Origin of the sequence: Mesorhizobium sp. M0598, from assembly GCF_040320865.1 — a bacterium.
Lineage (GTDB): Bacteria > Pseudomonadota > Alphaproteobacteria > Rhizobiales > Rhizobiaceae > Mesorhizobium.
The window spans coordinates 25,174-43,919 of sequence record NZ_JAMYQL010000040.1; the positions used below are offsets into that span (position 1 = coordinate 25,174).

Annotated in this window: 16 protein-coding genes and 1 pseudogene; 5 read left to right on the forward strand and 12 right to left on the reverse strand. The window is 61.6% G+C overall.

What is annotated here, in order from left to right; genetic code table 11:
• Positions 1–243: 243 nt before the first annotated feature.
• The 9 genes and pseudogenes from NKI59_RS30375 to iolG form a co-directional block, all read right to left on the reverse strand.
• A complete protein-coding gene (locus tag NKI59_RS30375) occupies positions 244–1,293 on the reverse strand; it encodes a Gfo/Idh/MocA family protein (protein ID WP_352449985.1) in 1,050 nt (349 codons plus the stop codon).
• A gap of 208 nt (positions 1,294–1,501) precedes the next feature.
• A pseudogene (locus NKI59_RS30380) lies at positions 1,502–2,460 on the reverse strand (substrate-binding domain-containing protein).
• A 103-nt stretch (positions 2,461–2,563) separates the two neighbouring features.
• Positions 2,564–3,664, reverse strand: a complete 1,101-nt coding sequence (locus tag NKI59_RS30385) for an ABC transporter permease (protein ID WP_352708330.1) — start codon at positions 3,662–3,664, stop codon at positions 2,564–2,566.
• Positions 3,657–4,397 (reverse strand): ATP-binding cassette domain-containing protein, encoded by a 741-nt coding sequence (locus NKI59_RS30390; protein ID WP_352449986.1) that lies wholly within the window; start codon positions 4,395–4,397, stop codon positions 3,657–3,659. The genes NKI59_RS30385 and NKI59_RS30390 overlap by 8 nt, the downstream gene beginning before the upstream one ends.
• A 137-nt stretch (positions 4,398–4,534) precedes the next feature.
• Positions 4,535–5,659, reverse strand: coding sequence for a Gfo/Idh/MocA family protein (locus tag NKI59_RS30395; RefSeq protein ID WP_352708312.1), 1,125 nt, complete (start codon positions 5,657–5,659; stop codon positions 4,535–4,537).
• Positions 5,649–6,614: a hydroxyacid dehydrogenase gene (locus NKI59_RS30400; protein ID WP_352449988.1), complete on the reverse strand. Its 966-nt coding sequence runs from the start codon at positions 6,612–6,614 to the stop codon at positions 5,649–5,651. Before NKI59_RS30400 ends, NKI59_RS30395 begins: the two co-directional genes overlap by 11 nt.
• Positions 6,614–7,429 (reverse strand): HpcH/HpaI aldolase family protein, encoded by an 816-nt coding sequence (locus NKI59_RS30405; RefSeq protein WP_352449989.1) that lies wholly within the window; start codon positions 7,427–7,429, stop codon positions 6,614–6,616. Before NKI59_RS30405 ends, NKI59_RS30400 begins: the two co-directional genes overlap by 1 nt.
• 10 nt (positions 7,430–7,439) lie before the next feature.
• Positions 7,440–8,876 (reverse strand): NAD-dependent succinate-semialdehyde dehydrogenase, encoded by a 1,437-nt coding sequence (locus NKI59_RS30410; protein WP_352449990.1) that lies wholly within the window; start codon positions 8,874–8,876, stop codon positions 7,440–7,442.
• A 3-nt stretch (positions 8,877–8,879) separates the two neighbouring features.
• Positions 8,880–9,887 carry an inositol 2-dehydrogenase gene (iolG, locus tag NKI59_RS30415; protein WP_352708315.1) on the reverse strand — a complete coding sequence of 336 codons (1,008 nt, stop codon included), beginning with the start codon at positions 9,885–9,887 and terminating at the stop codon, positions 8,880–8,882.
• Between the two features lie 107 nt (positions 9,888–9,994).
• Here iolG and iolD point away from each other — a divergent pair, with 107 nt between their 5' ends.
• The 3 genes from iolD to NKI59_RS30430 all read left to right on the forward strand — a co-directional run bounded on the left by iolD (position 9,995) and on the right by NKI59_RS30430 (position 13,686).
• Entirely contained in the window at positions 9,995–11,842 is a 1,848-nt protein-coding gene (gene iolD, locus NKI59_RS30420) for a 3D-(3,5/4)-trihydroxycyclohexane-1,2-dione acylhydrolase (decyclizing) (RefSeq protein ID WP_352449992.1), read from the forward strand.
• 124 nt (positions 11,843–11,966) lie between these two features.
• Positions 11,967–12,866 (forward strand): myo-inosose-2 dehydratase, encoded by a 900-nt coding sequence (gene iolE / locus NKI59_RS30425; protein ID WP_352708317.1) that lies wholly within the window; start codon positions 11,967–11,969, stop codon positions 12,864–12,866.
• Positions 12,867–12,870: 4 nt separating this feature from the next.
• The gene (locus NKI59_RS30430) at positions 12,871–13,686 is read left to right on the forward strand and encodes an SDR family oxidoreductase (protein WP_352708318.1); all 816 of its coding nucleotides are present in this window, start codon (positions 12,871–12,873) and stop codon (positions 13,684–13,686) included.
• Between the two features lie 73 nt (positions 13,687–13,759).
• Here the strand turns inward: NKI59_RS30430 and NKI59_RS30435 are convergent, their stop codons facing one another.
• Positions 13,760–14,635 carry a MurR/RpiR family transcriptional regulator gene (locus NKI59_RS30435; protein WP_352449995.1) on the reverse strand — a complete coding sequence of 292 codons (876 nt, stop codon included), beginning with the start codon at positions 14,633–14,635 and terminating at the stop codon, positions 13,760–13,762.
• Between the two features lie 396 nt (positions 14,636–15,031).
• Between NKI59_RS30435 and NKI59_RS30440 the strand changes: the two genes are divergently transcribed.
• Positions 15,032–15,190 carry a hypothetical protein gene (locus tag NKI59_RS30440; protein WP_352449996.1) on the forward strand — a complete coding sequence of 53 codons (159 nt, stop codon included), beginning with the start codon at positions 15,032–15,034 and terminating at the stop codon, positions 15,188–15,190.
• Between the two features lie 634 nt (positions 15,191–15,824).
• Here NKI59_RS30440 and NKI59_RS30445 read toward each other — a convergent pair.
• A complete protein-coding gene (locus tag NKI59_RS30445) occupies positions 15,825–17,012 on the reverse strand; it encodes a hypothetical protein (protein WP_352708320.1) in 1,188 nt (395 codons plus the stop codon).
• 507 nt (positions 17,013–17,519) lie between these two features.
• Here NKI59_RS30445 and NKI59_RS30450 point away from each other — a divergent pair.
• On the forward strand, positions 17,520–18,134 hold the full coding sequence (locus NKI59_RS30450) for an alpha/beta fold hydrolase (RefSeq protein WP_352708321.1): 615 nt from the start codon (positions 17,520–17,522) through the stop codon (positions 18,132–18,134).
• Positions 18,135–18,422: 288 nt separating this feature from the next.
• Here NKI59_RS30450 and NKI59_RS30455 read toward each other — a convergent pair.
• On the reverse strand, positions 18,423–18,746 hold a 324-nt coding region (locus tag NKI59_RS30455; protein ID WP_352708323.1), incomplete at its 5' end, for an S-adenosylmethionine:tRNA ribosyltransferase-isomerase.

The window sequence follows — 18,746 nt, forward strand, 5'->3', positions numbered from 1 at the left end:
GTTGACCTCCGTATTATTCCAATGCGTTCAGTCAAGCCAGCCGGTTGTCCGGGCTTTTCCGGCCTCGTGCGAGTCGGCGGCCGCCTGGATGAATTTCACCCAGCGCAGCCCGTCGAGCACGTTCGGAAACAAGATCGTGACTGCCTCCGCATGAACGGTTGCACGGTACAACGCGGTACGCGATGCCGTTTCGTGAGACGCTTCTCGCAATGAATCCTGGCCGGCTCCGCGGGCGAAAGCGCGTCAGAGAAGCAGCCGCTGGTCCGTTGTAGGCAAGATGCGGATCATATCCGCAGTAGGATGAACCTGCCGTGCCGGCGTGTCTATCTTCTGAGGCTGACCGGTGCTGGCGGCGCGCTCAATGGCAAGCAGGGCGCGCACGTCGGCAAATCCTTCTCCACCGTCGGCTTCAGGCGGTTGTGCATTCAGGATGCAGTCGGAGAAATACGCGGTCTGTCCGGCGAAATGGTCTGTCTGCGGGAACGTCTTTTCGGTTCTGATGTCGCCATGCCGAAGCTTCATTTGCACGGCAGTCTCGAAACGGAAGCCAGGGTCGGCCGTTACGCTCCCCTTCGTTCCGGCCACGTGGTAAAAATCCGAATTGTCCGCGCCGAAGCTGGCAATGAACTGTGCAAGCCGGCCCTCGGGGAAGCGCAACGTCACGGCAATGCTTTCCTCTACCTCCCCGACTGAGGCGCTGCCGAAACTCCTTACCGCGACTGCCTCGATCGGCTCAGTGGCAAAGATATGGCGCGCGGCATTCAGGCAGTAGACGCCGATGTCCTGCAAGGGACCGCCCCAATAGGCGGCCTTGAGGCGGTGATTGTCGGACGACGCTACGAAGGAGAAGACCGCGGCAAAGATGCGGGGATCGCCGATCTCACCGCTGCGGATGCGCTCCAGGACCTCGACAGTGCCGGGCTCGTTGTGCAGCCGATACGCCGTCATCAGGTACGCTCCGCTCTCATTGGCGGCGGCGATCATCGCCTCGCATTCCGCCTCGGTCGTGGCCAGCGGCTTCTCAACGAGCGCGTGCTTGCCGGCTCTCAGGGCTCGGATCGCATAGTCGGCATGCATGGAGTTCGGCAATGCCACGTAAACTGCATCGGCGACGTCCGATGCGAGCATCTGGTCGTACTGCTCATAGCTGAAGACGTGTTCCACGCCGTAGAATTCGGCGAGCTTGGCGGCGTTTTTGGCCGAGCCGCTGACGATCGCCGTGATTGTCGAGTTTCCGGTCTGGGACACACCGGGCATAAAGGCTTCCTGTGTGATCCAGCCCGCGCCCACCACGGCATATCGTATCTTTCTCAATTGCTCCTCCCGAATGGGATCACTCCCGGCACTCGTCTAAAAATGGTCACGCCGTGGCCCGCGGAGCGTCTCTGAGGCCTGACGGCAGCGGTCGATTTGCCAGTCGCTCGATGGGTCTGTTGTCGCCTCTCAGGGGCAAAGGCGGGCAAGAGTCATCCCTCGCCCGCCGCAGAGTTGCGCCCCCCGCCTACTTTCCGATGCAGGTGTCGGCGGTTTCGGGGGTGCAGACGTCGAGACCGGTGTAGGTCGGGTCGGCCGGCGCGGGCTTGCCGTCCTTGATGTCCTTCAGCGCCAGCATGGTCTTGTAGCCCATTTCGAACGGCCGCTGTCCGACCTGGCCGAGCGACAGGCCTTCCTTCATCTGGTCCATCTGCACCGGCAGCGTGTCGGCGACGACCAGAGCCAGCTCCTTCTTGGCGATCTTATCCTTGTACGGCTCGACCGCAGCGCGATTCGCATCCGGTATGAATTGCGGAAAGCCGCCTGTCGGCACGAAGGCGTCGAGGTTTGGCGTCTTCGCCATGAAGTCCTGGAACTGCTGAACCGACAGAGGGAAGTCGTCGTTGGTATAGAGAGGGCAGCCCGGTGCTTCCGTCCAGCCGTTCTGGCCGGTCAGGGCATCACCTGGCGAGGCGGCCGACTCCTTGCCGGCCAGCGTATCGCGTATACCCTTCATGCGCTCATTGTGGTTGGCCGCGGCAGCTCCGCCCGACTGGATACAGATGGTGCCACCTTTCGGCTTGATGGTCTGCACGATCTTGGCGAGGTTGACGCCAATTTCGTAATTGTGCTGCCGATATAGGCGACACGCAGGTCCTTGTTCTCCGGTAGCACATCCGAGTCCCAGGTAAGCACGGGAATGCCCGCTTCCTTGGCGGCCTGAAGCGCGACGGCCATTGCCGCGGCGTTCGACGGGGCGACGGCGATGCCGTCGACCTTCTTGGCCACCAGGTCCTGCACGATCTGCACCTGCTCCTCGCCGCCGCCATGCTCGCCGGGGCCGATATACATGCATTCGATCGCGCCGCTGGATTCGGCTTCGGCCTTCTTGCAGCCGTCACGAGCCTGGTCGAAGAAAGGATTGTTCATGTTCTTCGGCACAAGGGCGAAGACGTATTTCTGCTGGGCATAGGCCTGCCCTGCCATCAGCGCGGAAAACGCCACGGCCGCCGTCAGAATGTATTTTTTCACCTGTTCCTCCACTTTGTTTTGACGTCCACTATCCCCGACGGCTTGCGGCCGCCGGATTCTATTTGCGCTTCCAGGTAAACATACCCTCCAGCGTCGCCCGCAGCGACTTGCCCGAGGTCTGCATGCCGAGAAGCACGGCAAGAATGATGAAGGCCCCGACAAAGGCGCCCTGCCAGTTCGAATCGATCCCGGCCATCAGCAGCGCGTTGCGGATGACCTCGAGGAAGGCCGAACCGATCACAGCGCCAAACGCGGTTCCGTAGCCGCCCATCAGGCTGGCCCCCCCGATGACGGTGCCGGCGATCACCCTCAACTCGTAGCCGGTTCCCATCGCGTTGATGGCCGAGCCGCTGTAGCCGAGCAGCAGCAGGGACGCGATCGATGCGGTAAATGCGCAGAAGACATAGGCCTGGAATTTGATCCAGTCGACGGGGACGCCGGTCATCCGCGAGGCGTTCTCGTTGCCGCCGATCGCGAAGAGGTGGCGCGCCCAGGCGGTGAAAATGAAGACGGAGCCGACGATGAGCGCGAGGATCACCATCACCCAGAACTGCGAGGACAGTTCCGGGATCCAATGAGGCACCCAGCCGTCAGGCGTGTGCCTCGGCCATTTGGCCTGGCCGATGGCCTTGACGATCGGCGCATCGGGTCCGAACTGGTAAAGCATCTGGTTGCCGGACAGCACGACCGCCAGCGAGCGCGCGATCGACAGCATGCCTAGCGTCACCACGAAGGACGGCATGCCGATATAGGCCACGAAGAAACCGTTAAAGGCTCCGCAGGCGATGCCTGCGAGCAGACCCGCGCCAAACGCCACATACCAAGGCTGGTGCCAAGTGAGCAGCAGGCCGGCGACGATCGCGACCAGCCCCATCACCGAGCCGACCGACAGATCGATGCCGCCGGTGATCAGCACCACCGTCATGCCCAGCCCCGTGATGGCGATAGGTGCAAAATTGCGGGTGGTGTTGGTAACGTTGTCGACCGTGCCGAAGCTGGGCTCCAGCCACGTCATGAAGACCACCAACACGAAAAGCGCGATCGCGACCCAGAAGGCCTGGCTGGCGATCATCTTCTGGAAAACGCTCTGCTCTATTATGCCGACCACATCACCGATGGACGCATGGCCTTCCTTCAGCATGTCGCTCTGGCTATGCATCACGGATCGCTCCCGTAATTAGGCCGGTGATCTCCTCCGGCGACGTCTTCTCCGTCGCCTTGTCGGCCACTTTCGAGCCGCGTCTCAGCACGATGATGCGGTCGCAGACCGCGAACACATCGGGCATGCGGTGGCTGATCAGCATTACCGACACATTTTGCGATTTGAGCCGCCGGATCAGCTCCAGCACCTCGGCTACCTGGCGGACCGAAATCGCCGCGGTCGGCTCATCCATCAGCACGAGCTTGGAGTTGGATAGCCGGGTGCGGGCAATGGCGACCGCCTGCCGCTGGCCGCCTGACATTTTTTTGACCAGATCGCGCGGCCGCGTCTCCGACTTCAGCTCCGCGAACAGTTTTGCCGAGCGGTTGATCATCGCCTGCTTGTCGAGCACGCGGAGCGGCCAAAACCCCTTCTTAATCTCGCGGCCGAGAAAGACATTTTGGGCGGCCGTCAGATTGTCGGCCAAGGCCAGATCTTGATAGACGACCTCGATCCCTTCGCCCCGTGCCTCGATCGGCTTGTGGAAATGGCAGACCTTGCCGTCCACCGCGATTTCGCCGTCGGAGGGTGGGAAGTTCCCCGCAATCAGCTTCACCATGGTCGATTTCCCGGCACCGTTGTCGCCCATCAGGCCAACCACCTCGCCGGCAGCAACCGCGAAGCTAACATCTGACAAGGCGCGGATAGCACCAAAGCTTTTCGAGACGCTTCGTACGTCCAGCACAGACACATTCTCCTCCCTGTGCGACGTCGACTTGAGCACTCAGCCGACGTACCTCTCTCCGGCTGCAATCTATATTGCAAAATGTACAAACATGCAACGTTTATTTCAGACGCATGCGGGGCGGCGACCAACTCTCCCTCGCATCAGTCTGTTCGCAGCCACTTGCTCTCCCGGGCCGAGCCCTGAATTGCCTCCACGAGTTCCTGGATGCGTTGGCCGGCCCGGAAGCCGAAAGACTCGTCTCGCTTCCCGGCGATCGCATCGACGAACCGCGCAATCTCGATAGCCTTCAGATCGTTGAAGCCGAGCTGATGGCCTGGTGCGACGCAGAAGAGTCCATAGGGATCGTGATCCGGACCGGCCTCGATGCGCCGAAAGCCACGCCGGCCGCCGGGATCGGCCGTGCTGTAGAAATGCAGCTCGTTGAAGCGCTCCTGGCTGAAGACGAGCGCCCCCTTGGTGCCATAAACCTCGAAATCGTGCTGCATCTTGCGGCCGGTGGCGACCCAGCTCGCTTCGATGCTGCCGGATGCACCATTGGCAAAACGCAGAAATGCGCGACCGATGTCGTCGACCTCGATGGTCCGGCGCCCGCCTCGGCCATCCGGACGGCTCGCTATGACGGTGACGGAATCGCCGAGGACCCGTTCCACCGAGCCAAGCAGAAACTCCGCCGTGGCCAGAGCATGGCTGCCCAGATCCGCCAATGCGCCACCGCCGACAGGATCGTGCCGGAAGGTAAATGGGCTTTCCGCATCCGCCATGTAGTCCTCGGCGTGAATGCCGCGATAGCTGCGGATCTCGCCCAACTCGCCCGCGCGGATCATCTGCCGCGCCAGCGCGAGCAGCGGGTTGCAGAGATAATTGAACCCGACCTGCGTCCTGACGCCGGCCGCTTCCGCCGCCTCGGCCATCCGTCGGGCATCCGCCGCAAGGGGCGCCAGCGGCTTCTCGCAATAGACGTGCTTGCCGGCGGCAATGGCGGCGAGCGCCATCTCCTTGTGGAAGCAGTTCGGCGCCGTGATATCGATCATATCGATCTCCGGGTCCTCGACCAGACGCCTCCAGTCCCCGCTCGCCCGCGCGAACCCCAAGGCCTGCGCCGCCTGCGCGGCGAGGTCCTCGGTTCTGTCCGCAACCGTGTGGAGCACCAGTTCGTAGGGAAGATCGAAGACACGTTGTGCGGCAGCAAAGCCGAACACATGGGTCTTGCCCATGAAGCCGGTGCCGATCAGGCCGATTCTGAGTTGAGGTTTTTCACCGGCCATTCAACTCGGCTCCGTTTACCACCAGCGCTGAGTCGATCCGCCCGGCGAAAAAATCGAGCACGTTCTGCACGGACGAGATTGCCATGCGCTCGCCGCACTCGGCGGTGAGCCCGGCAATGTGCGGCGTCAGAATCACCTGGTCGAAGCCGAAGAGCGGATGGTCCGCGGCGGGTGGTTCATCGTCGAAGACGTCGATACCGGCCGCTGCGATGCGCCCCGCTAGCAGCGCCGCGATCAGCGCCGCCTCGTCGACGATGCCGCCCCGCGCTGTGTTGATGAGAACAGCAGTCGGTTTCATCGCCGAGAGTTCCACGGGGCCGATCACCGGGCGCTCGGCCTTGGGTACGTTGACGGAGATCGCATCGGCCCAGGCGAGTCCCGTTTGCAAATCGCTCACCGGCGCGACCGGCCCCTCCGGCCAGCCTTGCCTCTCAAGGAATGGATCATAGGCACGCACGTCCATGCCGAATGCCGCCGCCATGCGCGCCAGGTGGCGGCCGATCCGGCCGAACCCGAGGATCAGAAGCCGCTTGCCCGAGAGTTCGCTTGGCTCCAGCCGGTTGCGCCAACCCCATTCGTTACCGCGCACCGAACGATCCGCTCGGATCAGCCGCTTGGTTGCCGCCAGCAACAGCATCATGGCGTGCTCGGCCACCGACACCGAGTTCACATCGCCGACGATCGCGAGAGCGATCCCGCGCCGATTTAGGGAGGATAGATCGACAGCGTCGTAGCCGACGCCATGGCGCGAGACGATCTTCAACCTCTCGGCGCGTGCGACGGTCGGAGCCGACAAGGGCTGGGTGCGAATGACGAGGCCATCGGCCTTGCCGATCAGAGGTGCGTAGCTTGGTTCGGAGACATCTTCGACATAGTCGTAGGTGACGCCGGGCGACCCATCGAGAAGTTCGATGCCGCTCGGATGAAGCTTTCCGGCGACCAGGACGTGGGGCATCAATAGCCTCCCTTGCCGGCTTCGGCCGGGACGGCTTTCGCACCCGTCAATTCGCGGAAGCGAGCGACACTTGCCTGCGCGGCGGAGGCAAGCAGTCGGGAGTCACCCGAGACGGTTGTCATCTCGAAACCCCATTCGACGGCACGTGCGGCGTAGTCGGCCGTGCCGCAATGGAGCGCGGCGCGTTTGCCGTTCTTCTTGCAGGCCGCAACGATCGTCCGCAGAGCGGCGATCATGTCAGGCTCCTCGCGATCGAAGGACGGCGCGAGACGCCCCTGGTGCAGGCTGAAGGTCAGGTCTGCGGGACCGACATAGATGCCGTCGAGCCCTGGCGTTGCGGCGATCGCATCGAGATTGCGCATCGCCTCGGCGGTCTCGACCATGGCGAAAGCCAGGATCTCGTCATTGGCCTCGGCCGCGTAGTTGGCACCCGCCGAGAAGTTGGCACGCGTCGGCCCAAAACTGCGCTGGCCGGCCGGCGGATAGCGCAGGTAGCTGACGAGCTGAGCCGCCTGTTCCGGCGTGTTGATCATGGGACAGATCACGCCATAGGCGCCGGCATCCAGCACCTTCATGATGATGCCCGGCTCCAGCCACGGCACGCGCGCCATGGGCACCACCCTGGATGCACGCATCGCCTGGAACATCGGAAGCAGCATCGAATAGTCGAGCGCGCCGTGCTGGACATCGATGCTCACGCTGTCATAGCCCTGCGCGGCCATGATCTCGGCGGTGAATGGATTGCCGATCGAAAGCCAGCCATTGATCGTGGGCCGCCCTTCGGCCCAGATCTGCTTGAGCTCGTTCTTGATCAAGGCGGCCTCCTCAGAACACGATCTGCGCAAGCTTGGTGTCGAGGTAGTCACCGATACCTTCGCTGCCGCCTTCGCGACCCATTCCGGAATATTTCGTGCCGCCGAACGGAGCCTCGGACGCGGCAAGAGCGAAGCTGTTGATGCCCACCATGCCTGCCTTCAGCTCGGCCACCGTCCGGCGCGCACGCTTCGGGCTCGACGTGAAGGCATAGGCCGACAATCCCATTGGCGAAGCATTCGCCCGCTCGAGCGCCTCCTCATCCGAGGAAAACCGGCTGATCGCCGCGATTGGCCCGAAATTCTCCTCGGCAAAGACCCGCATGTCGTCGGCAACATCGGTCAGGACCGTGGGCTCATGAAAATGGCCGGCATTGAACGCCGCAACCCGATGGCCGCCCGCGACGAGCTTCGCACCGGCTTTCATGGCGTCGGACACGATGTCTTCGATCTCGGAAAGCCGGCCGGCATTGATGAGCGGGCCCATCTGCACGGATGGGTCGAGCCCGTCGCCCAGTTTCAACGCTTTGGCGCGTTGCACAAAGCCCTCGACGAAGGCGTCGTGCAGGCTTTCGTGGACGAAGAAACGATCCGGTGTGACGCAGACCTGGCCGGAATTGGCGTATTTGGTCGGCACGGAGACGTTGAGCGCGGCATCCAGATCGGCGTCGTCGAAGACGATCAGGGGCGCGTTGCCGCCAAGCTCCATAGACACCTTCTTCACTGTGTCGGCAGCATCGCGGATCATCTGCTGGCCGACGCGGGTCGAGCCGGTGAGGGACACCTTGCGCACCGCCGGCGAAGCCATGATCGGCGCATAGGTCGTGCTCGTGGGCCCAACGACCAGGCTGACCGTGCCGGCAGGAAGATTGCAGGCGCGGATGCAGTCAACCATCAGCATCGCCGTCCCGGGCGTCTGACTTGACGGCCGGACGATGGTCGAGCAGCCAGCGCCAAGCGCCGGCGCCACCTTGCGGGCGACCAGTGCCGCCGGAAAGTTCCAGGCGGTGAAGGCGGCTGCGATCCCGACAGGCTCGTGCAGAACTTCGAAACGACCGCCGGGCACGCGCGATTCGATGACGCGCCCATAGATCCGGCGGGCCTCCTCGGCGTACCAGCGGAACTGATCGACCGCCAGCCCCCATTCGCGCTCGGACTGGGCAATAGGTTTGCCGGTCTCGCTGGAGATCATCCGCGCGGCTTCGTCCTTGCGGCGGATCATCTCGTCCGCGATAGCATGCAGGGCGGACGCGCGCTCAGAACCACCCTTGGATTTCCATGCGGAAAACCCACGGGCGGCGCTAACCAGCGCCTCTTCCGTGTCCGCGCGGGTGGCGACCGGAGCCTCGCCCAGCGGCTTTTCCGTCACCGGGCTCATCACCGGCGCCGTCCCGCCATCGGATGCCTTGCGCCACTTCCCGTCGATAAACAGTCCGTAGTTCGCGTACATGGCTTATCCGATCTCGCTGACCTTCACGAAGCGGCCTTCGACCGCCGATTTCATCGCCGCCTCAGCCAGGATCAGGGCGCGGCGCCCGTCCTCAAAACCGACCAGCGGCGGCTCGCCCTTCTCGACGCAGGTGACGAAAGCGTCGATCTCGGCATCGAACGCTTCGCGGTATCGCTCGATGAAGAAGTCGAGATAAGGCGCGGCGGCTTCGGTTTGCGCGACCGAGTAGCCGCGCAGTTCGTGAGGCTTCCTGTTGCCGCTGATCACCATGCCGGTGCTGCCCAGAAGCTCGACGCGCTGGTCGTATCCATAGGTTGAGGTGCGGGAATTGTTGATGTGGCACTGCTTGCCGCTTTTGGTTCGCATCACGACCATGACGCTGTCGTAGTCGTTCAGTTCCTCCATCATCGCCGGGTCGATCAGCCGGCCTCCGATGGCGAACACCTCCTCCGGCTCCTCTCCCAGCATGAAGCGGGCGAGGTCGAAATCGTGGATCGTCATGTCGCGAAAAAGCCCGCCCGCGACCTCGTAGTAGGAACGGGGCGGCATGCCCGGATCACGCGAGGTGATAATAACCTGGTGCAGGTCGCCGATCTCGCCGGATCGTACGGCGTTCCACGCCGCACGATGACCGGGGTCGAAACGTCGGTTGAAGCCGATCTGGACCGGCACGCCCTTGGACAAAATTGCTTCGGCGCAACGGTTCACCCTTTCCAGGCTAAGATCGATCGGCTTCTCGCAGAGCACGGGTTTGCCAGCGGCCACCGCCTTTTCGATGTAGTCGGCATGCGTGTCAGTCACCGTCGCGACAAGGACCGCATCTACATCTGCCGAGGCAAATACCTCGTCGGCCGACCCCGAAGCGCGAACGCCGTGCCGCGCCGCGACAGTCTCCGCGGACGATTCGTCGATGTCATAGACGGTGGCTAGTTCCGCACGAGGATGTGCGGCGATGTTTGCCGCATGCATCCTGCCAATCCGACCGCAGCCGAGCACAGCTATCCTGAGCATGAAGTCCTCCCGGTTTGAATTTTTGCAATGATCGTTGCAAACATATTGATTTGTCAATGGGCATTCCGTATAGATTTGGAAAGACCGTCGTTAGGGAGGAGACAAAGATGACCAGGGCCACCGTCCGTCTGACCATGGCACAGGCGCTCGTGCGCTATCTGTGCAACCAGTTCACGGTCGTCGACGGCGAGAAAGTTCCGCTTTTTCCGGGAGTCTTCGCCATCTTCGGGCACGGCAACGTGACGTGCCTTTCTGAAGCACTCGAGGCGGTGAAGGACGTGCTGCCGACCTGGCGCGGCCAGAATGAGCAGTCGATGGCGCTTGCAGCGATCGGCTTTGCAAAGGCGAAGCGCCGGCGCCAGATCATGGTTGCGGCGACCTCGATCGGTCCGGGTGCGCTGAACATGGTGACGGCGGCAGGTGTCGCCCATTCGAACCGGCTGCCGGTGCTGATGCTCTCAGGCGACACCTTCGTCAGTCGCCGGCCCGATCCGGTCATGCAGCAGGTCGAGCACTTCGGCGACCCGACCATCAACGTCAATGACGCCTTTAAGGCAGTCACGCGCTACTGGGACCGCATCGTCCATCCCGAGCAGATCATCTCGTCGTTGCCGCAGGCGGTTGCGGTGCTGCTTGATCCGGCCGATTGCGGGCCTGCCTTCATCGCTTTGCCGCAGGATGTGCAGGAGATCGCCTGGGATTATCCCGAAGCCTTCTTCGAACAGACGGTGAATGAGGTGCCGCGCCCCCGGCCCGATCGCAGCCGGCTCGCCGAAGCGACGCGCCTCCTCAAAAGCGCAAAGCGGCCGCTGATCATCTCGGGTGGTGGCGTGCGTTATTCGGGTGCAGAGAAGGTCCTTGGCGATTTCGCCAAAAGGCATGGGATCCCGCTCGCGGAGACGATTGCCGGCAAGGGCACGGTTACGCACGACCACCCCGCGCATGTCGGACCGATCGGCATCGTCGGCTCAACCTCGGCCAACGCGCTGGCGGCGGAAGCCGACGTGATCATCGCCGTCGGCACACGGCTCATGGACTTCACCACCGGATCCTGGAGCGCCTTCTCGGCCGACGCAAAGTTCGTCTCGATCAATGCCGCACGCTGGGATGCCACCAAGCACCGGGCGCTCGCCGTCGTCGGCGACGCGCTGGAGACGATGAGCGAACTCGAAGGTGCCCTCGGCGACTGGAAAGCGGAGAGGGCCTGGACAGACAAGGGTCGCATCGAGTTCGCCAAGTGGAACACGATGCTTGACGGCTTCCAGAAGCCGACCAACGAGCCGGTCCCGACCTATGCGCAGGTCGTAGGCGTGGTGAACGCCAAGGCGGGCGAGCGTGACCTGCTGATCACCGCGGCCGGTGGACTGCCCGGCGAGGTGATGAAGAACTGGCGGGTGAAGGACCCCAACACTTTCGACTGCGAGTTCGGCTTCTCCTGCATGGGTTATGAAATCTCTGCCGGCTGGGGCGCGGCCATGGCCGACCCTACCCGGACGCCGATCGTCATGATCGGCGACGGCACCTACATGATGATGAACTCCGACATCTATTCGTCGGTGCTCGCCGGCCACAAGATGATTCTCGTGGTATGCGACAATGGCGGCTATGCGGTGATCAATCGGCTGCAGAACGCCAAGGGCGGCGCCTCTTTCAATAATCTGATTAAGGACTGCCGGGTGAAGGAGCCGTTCTCGGTCGACTTCGCCAAGCACGCGGAAGCCATGGGCGCCCTGACGCGCCGTGTCGAAAGCCTCGCCGATCTCGGTCAGGCGATCGAATGGGCGAAGACCACCGACCGCACCACCGTCATCACCATCGTCTCCGACGCCTTCACCTGGACCCCGGGCGATGCCTGGTGGGACGTCGGCGTGCCCGAGATCAGCGGGCGCCAGCAGGTCCGCGACGCGCATGCCGTGCAAACCGAAGGTCGCAAGAAGCAGCGCGTGGGTGTCTGAACCGTTCGGGCGCGCGGGGGCGTCCCCTGCCGGAACGATGCAAAACTCCCTGAGCATTGTTCCCGGCAGTTTTGTCGCTGCGCAGGCAGCCAGCAGCATTCGAAAATCATGATTGGAGATGACGATGAGAGCCAAGCTTGGAATCGCGCCGATCGCCTGGTGGAACGACGACCTTCCCGAACTGAGCGACGACGTCTCGCTGGAGGAGTGCCTGCGGCAGGCCCGTGAGGCCGGCTTCACCGGCATGGAGACTGGCCGCCGCTTCCCGATGGACGCGGCGGTGCTTGAGCCCATCCTGAGGCAGCATGCCATGAGCGTCTGTGGCGGCTGGTTCTCCGGCCGCTTGCTGGTCGGCAATATCGATGAAGAGAAGGACCGCATCGCCGCGCAGATGGAGTTGTTCAAGGCGACCAACGCGCCCTGCATCGTCTATGGCGAGACGGGTCGCACCATTCAGGGCGACCGCGGAACGCCGCTGGCTATGCGCCCGCGTCTCGACGACGATCAGATCAAGGCCTACGGCCGTAAGCTCACCACTTTCGGCGAATGGTGCGCGGGTCAGGGCATGCCGATTTGCTACCACCACCACATGGCCGCGCCGATCGAAAGCGAACAGGAGGTCGATCTGCTGATGAAGCATTCCGGCGAGGGTCTGCCCCTGCTCTACGATGCCGGCCATATGGCCTTTGCCGGCGGCGACGTGCTGCGGGTGGTGGACAAGCACCACGCCCGCATTTCGCATGTACACACCAAGGACATCCGCCAAGCGGTCGTGGACGGGCTCGACCGCAGCCGGGAAAGTTTTCTCGACGCGGTGGTCAAGGGAGCCTTCACCGTGCCCGGTGATGGCTCGCTCGATTTCGAGGCGATCGTCAAGCGCTTGGCGAGCCACGGCTACGAAGGCTGGTTCGTCGTTGAAGCCGAGCAGGATCCCGTCAAAAGTCCGCCGCTCGAAATGGCGAAGATCGGCCACAAGGAATTGCTGCGTGTGATGGCCGCGGCTGGCTACAGGGTGGAGGGCTGAACGCATGAACCGGATAGATGGAAAGGTCTGTGTCGTCACCGGCTCGACGCAGGGGTTGGGAGCGGCCATCGCGCATCGGCTTGCCGAAGCGGGCGCTGCAGGCGTCGTGACGCTCGGCCGCAACGAGGCCAAAGGCCGTGCCGTGGCCGACGCGATCACGCGCGAAACCGGCGTGCCGGTCCACTTCGTCAATGCCGATCTCGGCAAAGTCGAGGATTGCCGACGCGTGATCGCGGAGGCCGAGCGCGTCTACGGCAAGATACATGTGCTGGTGAACGCTGGTGCCCGCACGGACCGTGGCACCATCCTCGATACGTCGCCCGAACTCTTCGACGCCCTGTTCGCCGTCAATGTGCGCGGACCTTATTTCCTCATGCAGGAGGCCATCAGGCACATGATCCGCAATGGCATTGAGGGTGCGATCTGCAACATCGGCTCGATCTCGGAACATGCCGGCCAGCCCTTCATCAACGTCTACTGTGCTACCAAGGCGGCGCTGGCAACCTTGACCCGCAATACAGCGTTTTCCGTGATGAAGAACCGCATCCGCGTCAACCAGCTTGATGTCGGCTGGATGGCCTCCGACCATGAGCGGGAGTTACAGGCGAGTGAGACGGGCGATTCCAATTGGGAAGCGAAAGCGGTCGCAAACCTGCCCTTCGGGCGCCTGATCGACCCCCGCGAGGTCGCGCGGGCGGTAAACTTCCTTGTTTCGGACGATGCCGGGCTCATGACAGGTTCGGTGGTGGATTACGACCAGACAGTCCTTGGTGCCGCATCCGGCCCCATGGCCGTGCCTGAAAAGGCGATGGCGTTTTAACCTTCCGACACCGATTGAGAATCGACGGCCGGAGGATCGCCGGTGCTGCGACAGGTTTCGCGGTTTGGAGTCCCTACCGCTCGGTAACCGTTGGAATGCGGGGATTGACTGCGTTGTTCTGAAGCCTGGCCGCCAAGGCCACGGTCAAAGCCTGGGCAAGACACATAGGAGCCGCCAGCGAGCGCGAGAAAGTGTATTCGTGCTCCGGAACTGCGAAGAGAACGCGCGCGCTCTTGGCCAATGGAGACAGCGTGCTGTCCGAGATCGCCACGATGGGTATACCTCTCCCCGCGGCTTCTTCCACAACATTGACGACCTCGTTCGCATAGAAGCGGAACGACACCGCAAACAGCAGGTCCGTCTTCCGCATCGCGCGGGCCATATGCGTGGCCAGTCCGCCGCCCGGATCCAGGAGCACGCAGCGCTTACCCAGCATGGTCAGTATATAGCGAAGGAGTTCGACGACCGGTGCCGAGCGAAGTTGTCCCATCAGATAGACGACGTCGGCCTTCTCGAGCAGGCTAACGGCTTCCGCCAGATCCTCGGGCTGAATACCGGTGAGCATCTCTTTCAGGGACGCGATGTCACGGACGACCAGATCGTGCATGAATCCCATCTCGCTGCGATCCGTCCGCTCCCCCAGTTCCTTCTCCAACGCCTTGACGCGGGCTTCGAAGCCGGGAGCCGCGGTGGACAATCGTTTCTGGAAGAGGCTCTGCAGGTCCTTGAACCCCTCATACCCCAATGCTTGGGCAAATCGGACGAAGCTGGACGCGTGAACGCCGCTGCCTTCCCCGATCGAGTTCACCGATCGCACCGCGACGTCATTCGGATTTTGGGTGAGATACAACGCAATCTTCTGGTACGACTTGCTCATCCCATCATACCGGTCGTGTATCACGCGGATGAGATCCTCATAGTCCTTGGGAGCCTCGACCTTCTCGTCCACGATGCACATCCTTGCAATTTTTGTTGCATGATGGCGTCTTTGAAGGTTTTTGACCAGCAGAGAGTTGTCAACTCTGTCATCGGGCCACAAGTTGTGACTTCCGGTCGTACTGCGCAGGTCAGCTTCGCGCTAGAAAAACGGATCGGAGCGCCGAAGAGTGCGCATCGCGCGTCCGCGCACCAAGAGGGCTGCGACGGGTCCGTGCGAAGGAGACGCGTCAGAGGAGCAGCGGTTTCGGACAGGCTTAGGAATAGAAGGCCGGAAAGTCGACCGCTCCACCGCCCGACCAAAAGGCTTCGCGGCGGCGAAGATCTTTGCCGACGCCGCCCACTACGACTTGGAGAATACCTGCTGCCTTATGCGATCCGCAGAGTTACCGATCCGGAAGCAAGCCTCATGGTCTTCTTGGAGAGCACATATCGCGCCGCCGCAGACCTCGCGGACTGGGATTCAGCCGGTCTCGAATGTGCATTCGGGCAACCTCTGCGACCACGGGCTCCGCAAGTGCTCTGTCGCGCCGACGTTCGCAACGGCAAGTCCGTCCTACGACCCTGAAAACATCATCGGCTGCGCTTCAGCGGTACTGCATTTGGTACTGCATCGCCAACTTAAACCCCCTTAAGCTTTGATTTTTATTAGCTTTTCCGGACAGTCCGTCCAGTCCATCATTGAAATCGACATGGATGTCCTGGCCGCGTCGCCGATTTCTCGCCATAGCTTCCATTCGAGCGATCGAACCGCTGCAAACGTTGCCATTCTCCGGAGATTAGCCAAGATCCGATTATGCCGCCTTCCGATTTGTGGCGCGATAGATGCCATAGCCGATCTTGATGAGCAGGCCCTCGTCACACATCCGGGCCAGATAGCAGCCGGAATTCCGATGTCCGTGAGATCGCGTGTTCGCACACTTGTCGCTCCCATGCGCCCATGCGAGTGCGATCGCCCGTTTTTCTTGAGTGACGGTTTCGGCCCACCGGCCAAGAGGACGCGCTCCGCGCGCTCGCGGTCACGCTTGCGGATCTTGATGGTAGGCTGTGGCGTAGATTTGTAGATTGGAAAGGGATCGGCAGCTCATGCTTCGCAGTTTCGCTCAGCCCGGGGCCAAAGCCTTTTCTACGCTAAGGCGCGATTTTGCACGCCTCTCAATGCCCCCACAGCGCCACCGTAATGAGCTCACCGCGCATAGCCTTCATTCACGGTTTGCTATTCGCAGCGCCCGAATCGAGGTGATTTTTTGCGCGATCTGGAATGGGTGCTCGCTCGTATTCATAGCAAGCCATTCGATCTTCTCCAGCTCGCGTTCTACTAGATGCAGATGCTCGTATCTCAGCATGCCATTCAGCAGCCCGAGTACGTCGCTGTAGCCGTACTGCTGGTTCCTTTCGAGCACCCGGTTCACGTACGAGCGCCGGAATATGTTGTCGACGAGAGCAGGCTTGAATTCATAGCGCTCGTATACCGTTTGGAGCGCGTCTTCGAGCCGGTTGAGCCGCCACAACGCGTATACGATGAGGTAAGACACGCCGTAATACTCGCGATCCCTAACGAGGCGGTCCAGCAAAAGTGACGGGAACTTCGCCAAGCGATCTTCGGGAAGCTTTGAGGCGTACTCAACGATCGCATCGCCAATCTCAGAGACGATCTTCGGCCCGCTCTCGACCACGATGTCCTGCCGCTCGGAAGCGCGGTCGGACGCCCACCAATCCTGGTAGATCGACTTTATCTTCGCGTTCCCCTTTACTGCCGAAATGGTCCCCAGCCCGCCATGCTGGCGACCGTGCCGCGCATAGCGCCCAATCTCCTCTTTCAGGAGCGACGCCAGAGCCTTCTCGTCTTGGTCAGCGATCTCTGCAATCGCCTCGGAGTTGAGTTTCGTCGTCTTGACGCGTTGGCGCTCGGGCTTGTATTCGATGCCCCGTTTTCGCGTCCGATGCCCGTTGTGATCGACGAATGTGAAATCGTAGCGTTTCGTGGCCTTCAGGTGATGCTTCCTAGGGGGGACCATGAAGTGCGTGGAAATCGGGACCGTCGCCTTTGGCGGGATGACAGGTTCGCCATCGTGCGCCCTCGGCCCATCCACAATGAGATCGCCCTTGACACGTGGTCGGTCGATTTCCACCCCCACCATACGCAGAGGACGGTCGCTGTTGTTAGTCAGCCACCAATCGTTTTGCAGTTGAAGGAGGAATGTACCATCCGACTGTCTCGCCAGATGCCACCTGTTCTCTTTCGGTCGTTCGGTGATAGTCGGGCGCGACGCCCAGCTCTTCACGACGTCGGGTACGAAGGGCCTTCCTACCCGTTCAATGAACTGCACGATCGCGGCAGTAGCCGACGAAGACTTGGGAATTGCTTCGTCTTCGTTATCTTGCGACATCTGAATGTCCTACCGCCAACGCCACCACGGCACAATATACAAGACGGCGAGCATTGCGTAAGCGATTTGAAGCAGGGTCATCGAGGTCGCTCCGTTGGACGATGACCTAGCCATTTATCGAAGATTTTTTGTCATGGGTGACAAATCCTTTGTCACGCACGACAAATCTTTTTCCGAAATCCGGAAAGATCGCGCTGCGGTTCAGTGCCCTCCCATACCGAAGAACGCGATGAGGTAGCCAACGAAGGCAATGAACGCGCCCGCGGCGAGGCAGAGATAAGCGATCTGGAGAAGTGTCATAAGCGGCATCCTTTGTTGCTGCTTACTCTATAGCGCTCCGCAAACCGTGTTGCGTTTTATGGTGACACGCTCCTGTCATTCGACGGCAAGCGCAAACACAGGCGCGCAGTACGTGCGGCAACTGAACGGCGAATACGAGAAACACTACGCGCCAATTTCATTGACGCTAGACAGGCCAATACGACGCGTACGAACAAACACTAGCCGATGGCGCTAGCCGCACTAGCGAACGAACACTGCATTGTCCGCAATGACGAACTCAATGCGTCGAACGACGCTAAGCACCGCGAACTGTCATATGGTCAGCGCAGACACTTGATTGACCAATTAGGCCAATTGGCGATTGACAGTGCATTTGATAAATGCGCCGAACCTACGGCAATTAGCAATGCTAACGTTGACATCGCCCTGATGCAGCACCTTGGATTTGATCGCTTCGCAATCGCCGGGCACGATCGGGGAAGCCACACCGCCTTTCGGACTGCTATGGATCATCCCTCCGCGGTGACACATCTCATCGTGCTCGATGCCGTTCCTATCCTCGAAGCGCTTGAACGATGTGATACACGCTTTGCAACCGCGTGGTGGCATTGGTTCTTCTTCGCCCAGCAAGAGAAGCCGGAGCGCGCTATCAATGCCGATCCCGATGCTTGGCATGGTGGCTCCGCCGAACAGATGGGCCCAGAGGCCTATGCCGATTACAGCGCGGCCGTTCACGATCCGCGGGTCATTCACGGAATGATAGAAGATTATAGGGCAGGTATCACGATAGACCGTCTGCACGACGCGGAAGACCGAGAGGCGGGCCGCCGTATTGAATGATGGTTCTGTGGTCGCTGCGTGATGACCTTGAGCAGCTTTACGGCGATGTTCTCGAAGTTTGGCGACCGTGGACGGCGGCGTGACAGCAGGGGAAGGCCCTGGACTGTGGTCACCACATGGCTGAGGAAGCACCGGATGCGCTCGCGGCCGAAATCCTGCGATTCTTGGGGCCCTGCTAGGCTCTGCCTGCCGTGGCACGTATCCAAGCATTGACGCCCGGCAAGCCATGTTGTCCGCTTCGCCCGCAATGCGGACCCAATGTGAGGGCTTCGGAACTTCGACTTTGGGTCAAATGCCGAATTTGGTCCGCTGTAACATAGCTCCGACTTCCTTGCGCGCCGAGCACGAAATACCACCGATCCTGCCGACATCATGGCACACCTCGAGTGAAGCCTTCGTCTCGAGCCCCTCGGCACGGTTCCGTTCGCGCGATAGAAGCAGCGGTTGGCGATTGAGCAGCATGGAATCGCCGAATTCATGCGCGCGGTAGCGGTAGGCGGCAAAGGCTTCGGAGGCCTTGGCGAGCAGAGCATCGTCGGCAAAGGCGCGCAGGAGCTCGAAATGGCTTTCGCCGGGCTGGTGGACGCCTGTGAGAATCGCATCGACCACGCG

Bases quoted from the DNA above. Each gene is read 5' to 3' on its own strand.
- NKI59_RS30385 (WP_352708330.1), bottom strand. From the start codon at position 3,664: ATGCATAGCCAGAGCGACATGCTGAAGGAAGGCCATGCGTCCATCGGT.
- NKI59_RS30395 (WP_352708312.1), bottom strand. From the start codon at position 5,659: ATGGCCGGTGAAAAACCTCAACTCAGAATCGGCCTGATCGGCACCGGC.
- NKI59_RS30400 (WP_352449988.1), bottom strand. From the start codon at position 6,614: ATGCCCCACGTCCTGGTCGCCGGAAAGCTTCATCCGAGCGGCATCGAA.
- NKI59_RS30410 (WP_352449990.1), bottom strand. From the start codon at position 8,876: ATGTACGCGAACTACGGACTGTTTATCGACGGGAAGTGGCGCAAGGCA.
- iolG (WP_352708315.1), bottom strand. From the start codon at position 9,887: ATGCTCAGGATAGCTGTGCTCGGCTGCGGTCGGATTGGCAGGATGCAT.
- iolD (WP_352449992.1), top strand. From the start codon at position 9,995: ATGACCAGGGCCACCGTCCGTCTGACCATGGCACAGGCGCTCGTGCGC.
- iolE (WP_352708317.1), top strand. From the start codon at position 11,967: ATGAGAGCCAAGCTTGGAATCGCGCCGATCGCCTGGTGGAACGACGAC.
- NKI59_RS30430 (WP_352708318.1), top strand. From the start codon at position 12,871: ATGAACCGGATAGATGGAAAGGTCTGTGTCGTCACCGGCTCGACGCAG.
- NKI59_RS30440 (WP_352449996.1), top strand. From the start codon at position 15,032: ATGGTCTTCTTGGAGAGCACATATCGCGCCGCCGCAGACCTCGCGGAC.
- NKI59_RS30445 (WP_352708320.1), bottom strand. From the start codon at position 17,012: ATGTCGCAAGATAACGAAGACGAAGCAATTCCCAAGTCTTCGTCGGCT.
- NKI59_RS30450 (WP_352708321.1), top strand. From the start codon at position 17,520: ATGGCGCTAGCCGCACTAGCGAACGAACACTGCATTGTCCGCAATGAC.